Below are 6,192 nucleotides of genomic sequence, written 5' to 3'. Positions count from 1 at the left end.
GAGATGTGTATATGAGACAGCCCACGCTCAGGGGGTGCGCGGCCGTCGTGTCGCCGCTCAGCTCGGCGAAATAGTGGCGGCCGCCGACCGTGGCCTGGTGGCGCAGCATTCCGTCCAGCGAGGCGTCGTCGCCGCGCAGCAGGTCCAGTTCGCTGAGCAGGGAGTAGCCGTGGTAGGCGCCGGTGTTGCCGGAGTCGGTGCCGACCAGCAGATCGCCCCGGCCGAGGGCCGCGAGGGCGTTGCGGCGCATGTCGGCGAGGGCGGCGGTGCGGGTCTCCTGGACGCCGTACTCGATGCCGTACGGCTTCTCGATGCCCTTGACGAAGTCGAGGTTGCGGACGTCCTGGGTCTCGGCGAAGCCCTCGCGGGAGTATTCGGTCAGGAACTCCTCGCCCGTCATGATCATCGGGCGGAGGCCGGCCAGGGTGGACACGAACCGCGCCCCCTCGAACTCCTTCCAGTCGATCTCGTCGAGGGTGCGGTCGCGCACGGTGTGCGCGAAGAGGCGGAAGCCGCACTCGTACGCCCAGCGGGTCTCCTGGAGGGTGTTGCAGTCGATGACCGCCGTGACACCGCGTTCCCGGGCCATGCGGGCGGTGAAGCTCAGGACCCGCTCCGAGAGGCGGGAGAAGCGGACCGGGCTGCCGGGCTGTTCGGTGCCGTCGGTGAACATCACCTTCAGGAAGGTGCCGCCGCGTTCGGCGTTGGCGCGCAGGGCGTGGTCGAGGTCGGACTCGACGGCCAGCATGTACACCGGGGCCGGGAACTCGACGCCGTGGCCGGTGCGGCCGGCCGCGTCGGTCGTCGCCGTCACCGCGTAGCCGCAGTGCACGATCTCCGGGTACGGCCACGGGGAGGCCTCCCGGCCGGCCGCCCAGGCGTCGGCGACCAGCGGGAAACCGAACATGTCCACGACGTGGGTGACCCCGTGGTAGAGGTACTGCAGGGCCACGATCCGGGGGTCCTCGACCGTGTCGTCCCAGTTCGCGGGGAGCGAGACATGGGCGTGGGTCTCGGTGTAGCCGGGCCAGAGCTCGTGCTCGCCGCCCTGCCGGGGGCCGGTCCTCGTGAAGGCCGTGAAGACGCCGTTCTCGGTGGTGACGTCGTACAGCGCCTCGGGGTCGAGGGCCGGGACGGCCACCCCGCGCAGGGTGACCGGTCCCGTCAGGCCGCGTACGGCCTCGCTCATCGGGCCACCTCGACCTTCAGGCGCAGGTCGATGGCGTCCAGGGCCTCCTCGTTGCGCTTGTTGACCTCGTCGCGGTCGGTGCCGGTGAAGATGATGTGGCCGATCCAGTCGAAGTTGCTCTTGGAGAGGCGGCTGACCTCGACGCCGGGCTTCTTGTAGGCGAGGGCGCTGTGGAAGCCGGGCAGGTCCGTCAGGCCGTCGAAGCCGATGGACTCGACCGTGCCGGCGACCGGGGAGCCGAACCAGTGGCCGCCCGCGATGGTCTCGCCGGGGAAGGGCAGTTCGGGGCGCTCGCCGAGGGCCTGGCGGATGACCTCCAGGTAGGCGTCGACGCCGGAGCTGATCTGCATCAGGCTCGGCACGATGCCGCCGATGAGCCGGCCGTTGACCTCGCACAGCACCGGGCCGTCGGGGCCCAGCAGGAACTCGGTGTGGATGAAGCCGAAGTCGACGCCCAGTTCGTCGAGGACCTTGGTGGTCATCGCGAACAGCTCGTCCTGGAGCGGGTGTCCGGTGAAGTAGGTGGCGCCCATCTCGATGAAGTGCGGGAAGCCGCTCAGCGGGCGGTCGGTCAGACCGAGGTTGACGACCTCGCCCTTGCCGAGGACGCACGACTCGACGGAGATCAGCTCGCCGGTGACGAACTCCTCGATCAGGATGTCGGGGATGCGGACGACGCCGCGTCCGTAGTCGACGACCTCCGCCAGTTCGGCGAGGTAGGCGGTCAGGTCGTCCTCGTCCTTCAGGTGCAGGACGTGCAGGCTGGCGGTGCCGTCGGACGGCTTGACCACACAGGGGAAGCCGATCTCGCGGACGGCCGCCTCGACCTTCGTCGGGTCCGAGACGTGCGCGAAGCGCGGCTGCCGGATGCCCGTGCCGTCGAGGGTGAGGCGGGTGAGGTGCTTGTGGCGGGCGTTGCGGGCGCCGTCGACGCTCATCCCGGGCAGGCCCAGCGCCTCGGCGACGGCGGCGGTGTGGACGGTGTGGTACTCGCTGTACGTGGTCACACCGTGCACCGGACGCTCGGCGTGCACCTCGCGGGCCAGGGCGGTCAGCTCCTCGATGGAGAAGGCCTTCTCGCTCTTGACGACCCGGCAGTTGGGGTGCGCGTAGGCGGCCTCGGTGAGCGGGGAGACGGCGAGGTAGAAGTCGGGGTCGACCGAGACGAGGGTGACGTCGTGGCCGAGGTCCAGCGCGTTGGCGATACCGGCCATGCCGTTGGGGTTGCATTCGATCATGAGGATGTGCATGTCAGGACTCCTTGAAGAGGTGTGTGGGGGTGATCAGTTCGTGGGGACCAGCGCGTCCAGTACGGCGGGCAGGTCCAGCCCCAGCGCGGCCATGACCTCGCCGTGGTCGCCGCCCTGGGAGGGCCAGCTCCGGTCCGCGCTGACGGACGTGACCCGGCACTGCGGCAGCAGCAGCGCGAGCGCCTCCGCGACGCCGCCCTGGCCCCGGTGCTCCTCGACGACCACGAACCGGGAGTGCCGGCGGGCGAGTTCGGCGGCGGCGCGCGTCAGGTTCTCGTGGTCCAGGTAGACGAGGTGCGCGTGGGAGGTGCCGGGCACGGTCCGCCGGGCGTCGAGGGCGAGACGGGTGCCCTCCTCGCCGACGGAGACGAGACAGACGGGGTCCAGGGCGGTGGCGGTCGTGGCGGTGGTGGCGGTGGTGGCGGTGGCGTCGAACTCCCAGTTGACCAGCGGGAGTTCGTCTCCGGTCACCGACAGGGACTCGTACGTCGCGTTGCGTCCCGTACGGATGTAGTGCGGGCGTCCGGAGCGGACCGCCTCCCGGACCACCGCGCGCATCTCGGCGTCGCCGTAGGGGGCGGCGATGGTCACGCCCGGCACGCTGCGCAGGATCGCCAGGTCCTCCAGGCAGTGGTGGGTGGTCCCGAACCAGGCGCCGGAGACACCGGCGTAGGGCGCGACGACCGTGACACCGGCGGCCAGGTAGCCGAGCGTCAGCTTCAGGCTCTCGGCGGCGCGCAGGGCGGCGAACGGGGCGAAGGTGCTCACGAACGGCTTGTGGCCGCCTGCCGCGAGGCCCGCCGCCATGTCGACCATGGCGCCCTCGGCGATCCCGAGGTTGAAGAAACGCTCCGGGTGGGCGGCCTGGAAGGGGTGTCCCTTGCCGCCCAGGTCCGCCTCCAGGCAGACGATCGTGTCGTCGGAGGCGGCGAGCCGGGTCAGCTCGTCCCGGTAGGCGTCGCGGCCGGAGAGGGTCACCGGCCGCTCGTCGGTGGGGGGCGAAATGGTCGCGGGGGCCACGGTCGCCGTGCGGGTCGCGATTGCCGCGGTTGCCGAGAGGGTCATCGGATCGCTCGCTTCCACTTGGCGGCGCGCGCCTGGTCGATGGTCACGTAGTGGCAGCCGGCCTTGCCCTCGACGGCCCGTACGCCCTTGCCCTTGACGGTGTCGGCGACGACCGCGAGGGGGCGGCGGGCGGCCGTCCGGTCCGCCGCCAGGAGGGCGGTGAGGGCGCCCAGGTCGTGGCCGTCCACCTCCGTGACGTCGAACCCGAACGCGGCGAAGCGCTCGGCGAGCCGGGGCAGCGGGGAGATGTCGGCGACCATGCCGTCGTTCTGGCCGCCGTTGCGGTCGACGACGAGGACGAAGTTGCCGAGCTCCTGCGCGGCGGCGACCTGGCAGGTCTCCCAGACCAGGCCCTCCTGCAGCTCGCCGTCCCCGGCGACCGCGATGCCGAGTCCGTGCCGCCCGCGCAGCCGCTGCGAGAGCGCCCAGCCGGCGGCGTACGGGACACCGTGGCCGAGGCTGCCGGTGGGGAAGCGGACACCGGGCACCTTGGGGCCGGGGTGGCCGGTGTAGGGGTGGCCGGCGAGGCCGTACAGCGGGGCCGGGTTCTCCGGCAGGATCCCGCTGACGTGCAGGGCCGCGTAGAGCCCGGCGGCCGCGTGGCCCTTGCTGAGGACGACCTCGGTGCCGTCGCCGGCGGAGGCCCGGTGCAGGGCGGCGATCAGGATGTCGAGGACGGAGAGACTGCCGCCGAGGTGGCACCCGCGCGGGCTCGCCGCCATGTCGACCACCAACCGCCTTGCCTGGACGGCCCGTTCGGCGAGCGTGGCCGTCACGTCGTCGCCGGCCTGGAGGTCTTCGAGTACGGCCGTGGTCATCGTCGGCCCCCCTCGGGCGCGGCGGACAGGGTGAACCAGCGGTGGACCGCGTCGGCGAGCAGGCTGCGGGCGGTGCGGTACTCCATGGGGTCGATGCGTTCCTCGTCGGTGTGGTCCAGGGCGGAGTCGCCGGGGCCGTACGCCACCATCGGGACGTCGTGCCAGGTGGTGGCCAGCGTGTTCATGTCGGACGTGCCCTTCTTCACCACGAAGCGGGGCCTGATCCCGGCCTGCGCGAAGGCCCGGGTGAAGACCTTGACCAGCGCGCTCGACCGCCCGCCGGCGTGCCCGGGGGTGGCCCGCAGCACCTCGACGCGCACGTCGTCGGCGGCGTGCCCCAGCGCGGCGGCCGTGAGCGCCGCCACGTCGGCCTTGGGCGGCACCCGGAAGTTGAGGATCCCGACGGCGGTCGAGCGCTCGCGCCCGTTCTCCGCGTGGACGTCGATGACCGCGCTGAGCGCGTCAGGCGCCTCGGCGAGCACCGACGCCCGGATCCGGCCGAGGACGTCGATCAGGTGGTCCGGCGCGGACACGGCGTCCATCCCGGCGGAGTGGCCGCTGGCCACGGACGCCGTGATCCGGAGCTTGAACAGCCCGAAGTAGCCGAGGGTCAGGGTGGCCGAGCCGCTGGGCTCGCCGATGACGACGGCGTCGGCCGGGTACCGGTCACGGACGTGGAAGGCGCCCTTGGAGGAGGAGATCTCCTCCTCGACGGCGCCGACCACACGCAGCTGGGCGTCCTCGGGGAGGTCCGCGTGGGCGAGCACCTCCAGGAAGTTCGCCAGGCTGCCCTTGGCGTCGACGCTGCCCCGCGCCCACAGTTCGCCCTCGCGCCACTCGGCCGGCCAGTGGTGCGGAACCGTGTCGAGGTGACCGAGGAGCAGCAGTCGCCGGGGGCCGTCGCCCCGGGTCGCGACGAGGTTGCCGACCTCGTCCACATGGGCGTCGATGCCGCGCTCCCGGCACCACTCGGCCAGGTAGACGGCGAGTTCGGCCTCATCCCGCGACACCGACGGCACACAGGCGACCCGGGTGAGCAGCCCGAGGTCGGCCGCCGGTTCCTTCGTGCGCCAGAACCGGGTCCAGCCGGACGGTACGCCCATCGTGTGCGGGCCGGTGATGGCGACGTCGGCGCCGCTGTCCTTCATGGCGATCTCGGCGGCCCGCACCTTCTGCCGCATCCTGCCGCCCGCGTACTTCGCGCCCTCGCCCGGATAGGCGTCGTACAGCGTGGAGTCGGGGACGGACGGGTCGGTCAGCAGTCCGGCGGTGCCGGTGACCAGCCGCAGATGGTCGGCGCCGAGCGCGCCGGTCAGCACGGCGGCGAGCACGTCGGCGTCCACGTTCAGCGGGGCGCCACCCGCCGGGTCGGCGACCGGCGGCGACAGACAGACGACGTCGTACGCCTCCAGCAGCGCGGTCAGCCCGTCGACGTCGACACCCGTCGGCACACCGGCCCGGTGGTCGCGGACGACCAGGGTCCGGCCCTCGCCGGACACCGCCTTCAGCGGCCGGTTGGCCCTGCCGCTCACCAGCCCGCCGCGCGCGGCGACGGAGGTGAACACACTGAGCCCGAGCGCGCGCAGCTCCCGCTCCACGGCGGGCAGGGTCACCCGCTCGTAGGCGTCGACCAGGTGGGTCATCTCCTCCGGCGGGCAGTACCGCACGGAGTCTCCGTTGGCCAGCCGCAGGTGCGGCATGGGCCGGTCGATCGCGGCGTAGTGCCGCTCGATCCCGGTGGCCCCGCCGGCCACGAGCAGCACGCGGGCGCCCCGGGCCACCAGATCGGCGAGCTCCTTGTGGATGGCGCCGCGATCGAGCGTGGCGCTGCCGGCCTTGACCACGTAGAGGGGGCGGCTGGAACGAAGGG

Annotated in this window: 5 protein-coding genes; all 5 read right to left on the bottom strand. The window is 72.5% G+C overall.

Annotated elements, in window-relative coordinates; all coding sequences use genetic code 11:
* A partial coding sequence (locus GWK25_RS43045) for a hydrolase (RefSeq protein ID WP_215458178.1) occupies positions 1-1,189 on the bottom strand: 1,189 nt, incomplete at its 3' end.
* Positions 1,186-2,439: an ATP-grasp domain-containing protein gene (locus GWK25_RS43040; RefSeq protein WP_215458176.1), complete on the bottom strand. Its 1,254-nt coding sequence runs from the start codon at positions 2,437-2,439 to the stop codon at positions 1,186-1,188. The genes GWK25_RS43040 and GWK25_RS43045, both read right to left, overlap by 4 nt.
* 33 nt (positions 2,440-2,472) lie before the next feature.
* Complete coding sequence (locus GWK25_RS43035) at positions 2,473-3,504, bottom strand: transketolase family protein (RefSeq protein ID WP_251830829.1); 1,032 nt, start codon at positions 3,502-3,504, stop codon at positions 2,473-2,475.
* A complete protein-coding gene (locus GWK25_RS43030; RefSeq protein WP_215458174.1) occupies positions 3,501-4,322 on the bottom strand; it encodes a thiamine pyrophosphate-dependent enzyme in 822 nt (273 codons plus the stop codon). The genes GWK25_RS43035 and GWK25_RS43030 overlap by 4 nt, the downstream gene beginning before the upstream one ends.
* Positions 4,319-6,192 (bottom strand): M20/M25/M40 family metallo-hydrolase (locus GWK25_RS43025; protein WP_251830828.1); only part of this gene is annotated, 1,874 nt, incomplete at its 5' end. The genes GWK25_RS43025 and GWK25_RS43030, both read right to left, overlap by 4 nt.

This window comes from Streptomyces sp. ATCC 21386 (assembly GCF_018728545.1).
Classification (GTDB): Bacteria; Actinomycetota; Actinomycetes; order Streptomycetales; family Streptomycetaceae; genus Streptomyces.
The sequence above is the reverse complement of the archived record's forward strand: the minus strand, read 5'-3'. Positions and strand labels throughout refer to the sequence as shown.